Below are 3319 nucleotides of genomic sequence, written 5' to 3' on the forward strand. Positions count from 1 at the left end.
TCCGAAGCCGACAAGGATGCGCTGCACGTCGACTTGGCTGATGAAGCCGTCTGTATCGGCCCGGCCGCCTCCAATGAATCCTACCTGGTCGCCGACAAGATCATCGCCGCCTGCAAGCAGACTGGCGCTCAGGCTGTCCATCCGGGTTACGGCTTCCTGTCGGAAAACTCGGAGTTTTCCCGCCGCCTGGAAGAAGAAGGCATCAAGTTCATCGGCCCGAAGCACTATTCGAGCAGCAAGATGGGCGACAAGATCGAGTCCAAGAAGCTGGCGCTCGAAGCCAAGGTCAATACCATTCCGGGCTACAACGAAGCCATTTCCGGTCCGGACGAAGCTGTCAAGATCGCCCAGGGCATCGGCTATCCGGTCATGATCAAGGCCTCAGCCGGCGGCGGCGGCAAGGGTCTGCGCGTTGCGTTCAACGATCAGGAAGCGCATGAAGGCTTTACCTCCTGCGTAAACGAAGCCAAGAACGCGTTTGGCGACGACCGTGTTTTCATCGAAAAGTATGTGCTCGAACCACGCCACATCGAAATTCAGGTGCTTGGCGACGCCTTCGGCAACTACATTTACCTGAACGAGCGTGATTGCTCGATCCAGCGCCGTCACCAGAAGGTCATCGAAGAGGCGCCGTCGCCCTTCGTTGATCCGGCCATGCGCAAGGCGATGGGCGAACAGGCGGTTGCCCTGGCCCGTGCTGTGAACTACGAATCGGCCGGTACGGTCGAGTTCGTCGTCGGTGCTGACAAGAGCTTCTATTTCCTGGAAATGAACACCCGTCTGCAGGTCGAGCACCCGGTGACCGAGCTGATCACTGGCGTCGATCTCGTCGAACTGATGATTCGTGTGGCGGCCGGCGAAAAGCTGCCGCTGACGCAGGATCAGGTCCAGCTCAACGGCTGGTCCATGGAATGCCGGATCAATGCCGAAGACCCGTTCCGCGGCTTCCTGCCGTCCACCGGCCGGCTGGTCAAGTTCCAGCCGCCGAAGGAAGTGCCGGGCCAGGTGCGCGTCGATACCGGCGTCTACGATGGTGGCGAGATTTCGATGTTCTACGACTCGATGATTGCCAAGCTGATCGTGCACGGGGCGACCCGCGAGCAGGCGATTTCCCGCATGCGCGATGCGCTGAACGGCTTCGTGATTCGTGGCATTTCCTCGAATATCCCGTTCCAGGCAGCGCTGATGCAGCATCCGCGGTTCCAGTCCGGCAATTTCAACACGGGTTTTATCGCTGAAGAGTATCCAAAGGGCTTTGATGCCTCAATGGTGCCGCACGACGATCCGGCCTTGCTGGTGTCGGTGGCGGCCTATGTTTATCGCGCTTTCACCGACCGTTCGGCCTCGATTTCCGGTCAGTTGCAAGGGCACGAGCGCATGGTTAGCGATCACTGGTGTGTCGTTCGCCTGAATCCGCATGGCAACGAGCACCACACGGTCATCGCCCGTCCGATTCCCGGTGGCTATCATGTTGAATACAAGGGCGAGAAATACGAAATCCTGTCCGACTGGAAGCAGGGAGAGTCGCTGTTTAACGGCACCTGCAACGGTGAAGAGTTCACGCTGCAGGTCGAGCGCCACAAAACGAAATACTCGCTGTTCCACTGGGGCACCCGTGCCGATTTCATGGTGATGAGCGCCCGTGCGGCCGAACTGTTGGCGCTGATGCCCGAAAAGCAGGCACCTGACCTGTCCAAGTTCCTGATTTCGCCGATGCCCGGCCTGCTCCGCGAAGTGGCGGTGACGGCCGGCCAGGAGGTGAAAGCGGGTGAGAAGCTGGCCGTCATCGAAGCCATGAAGATGGAAAACATCCTCAAGGCCGACCAGGACTGCAAGGTGAAGAAAATTTCGGTGGCCGCAGGCGAAAGCCTGACCGTGGATCAGGTCATCATCGAATTCGAGTGATTTGATTTTCGGCCGTTTTTTCCGGTCGACCGTAGAAATCAAGGCCCGCCAACCAGCGGGCCATTTTTTATCCTGGAAACCGCAGTTAGCGCCCCTTCATGGTTCGATACGCCTTGCTGCGCAAGGCGACTCACCACGAACGGGCTTTTCCCGATCGGTGCCCCTCCCGTTCGCCCTGATTAGCCCACGCAGTGGGCGTATCGAAGGGTTTGGTCGCGGTCAACGGCGGTTTTTAGGATCATTGTTTGGTGATCGCGTAACGGACAAAATCGACGCCGCGTTCGAGCACTTCGGTCGGCATCAAGTGATTGACTGAGGCTCCCTCCAGCGTGACGCCGGTATCGAGCCGGATACCGGCCACGCTCGGGACGATCAGCGAACACGCGTCACCGTCATGGAGCAGGAAGACGGGGATGACGGCGTTGGTTTGGCCAGGCGCCACCGGGCGGGCCAGGCGGGCAGGTTCGATGCGTTCCTCGTACCACTGCAGATCGGCGGCCAGCGCGCCGCCGGGAATGCTTTGCAGACCGATCATGACACCGAGGCGTGGCCCGCCGAGCGAAGCCGAGGCGATCAGACAGGGCGATTGGCGGCGAGCGCCCTTGCGGTCGGCCGGGCGGATGGCTTTGCCATCGACGAGCAGCCAGTTTTCGCCAGGGACATTGAGTTTCTTGACGGCGGTGGGCATCGTCGATACGCGGTCGAAACCGAACATCGCCGTGCGCTGATGGGCCAGCGATGCACTGCTGGCATCAAGCGAACCGCTGTGTACGATCATGTCGCCGGTAAAGGAGGCGTAGGCAAATTCGGCCCCGAAGGCGAGTTCGATTTCGCCGATTTCGGTGCTCCGGTGCTGGCCATGCGATTCGAGGCTGGCCTCGATCGTGCGCAGCAGGCGAATGCACGCCGTCGGCGACAGTTCGCGCCCGAGCTTTAGCGCTTCGGGCGATTCACCTGCCTTGAGCCTGGCAATTCGTTGGGCAATCTTGCGGGAGACCTTGGGTACGTCCAACCAGCGCGACATGCCGGCGGGCAGGCTGGCGCCAAACAGCGGCCCAAGATCGACCGAGTGGCCTCTCGGGTCGTCGTCGGGCATCGTCCGGAAACCGGCAAGCTCGCGCCAGCGGCTGAGCGCCCGGTTGGCTACGGCAAGCTGAGCGGCGGACAGGCGATACGGGTCAACCAGGCGCAGCATGAAAGCCCAGGCCAGATGGCCGGCAATGGTGGTGTCGACAAGGTGCGGGAAGTCGGGATCGGGGTGCGAATAGCGCAACAAGCCATCTCTCTCGGCCTGATCGAGGATGGCGAAGAGCATTTGATCGAGCAGCGGCGGGCATTCCCGGGCGGCCAGAAAATGGCAGTATTCCGTCATCCGGGTGGCACAGGCTGCCCGGTGCAGCAGTTTGCCTTTTTC

General features: G+C 60.8%; 2 protein-coding genes. One reads left to right on the top strand and one right to left on the bottom strand.

The features are described 5' to 3' along the window. On the top strand, positions 1 to 1905 hold a 1905-nt coding region (locus ADADOO_RS08135), incomplete at its 5' end, for an ATP-binding protein (protein WP_511276573.1). A 238-nt stretch (positions 1906 to 2143) separates the two neighbouring features. On the opposite strand, the gene ADADOO_RS08140 is transcribed toward ADADOO_RS08135, so the two are convergent. Beyond that, on the bottom strand, positions 2144 to 3319 hold a 1176-nt coding region (locus ADADOO_RS08140; protein ID WP_511276575.1), incomplete at its 5' end, for a cyclic-di-GMP receptor FimW-related protein.

This window comes from Azonexus sp., from assembly GCF_036170495.1.
Classification (GTDB): Bacteria; Pseudomonadota; Gammaproteobacteria; order Burkholderiales; family Rhodocyclaceae; genus Azonexus.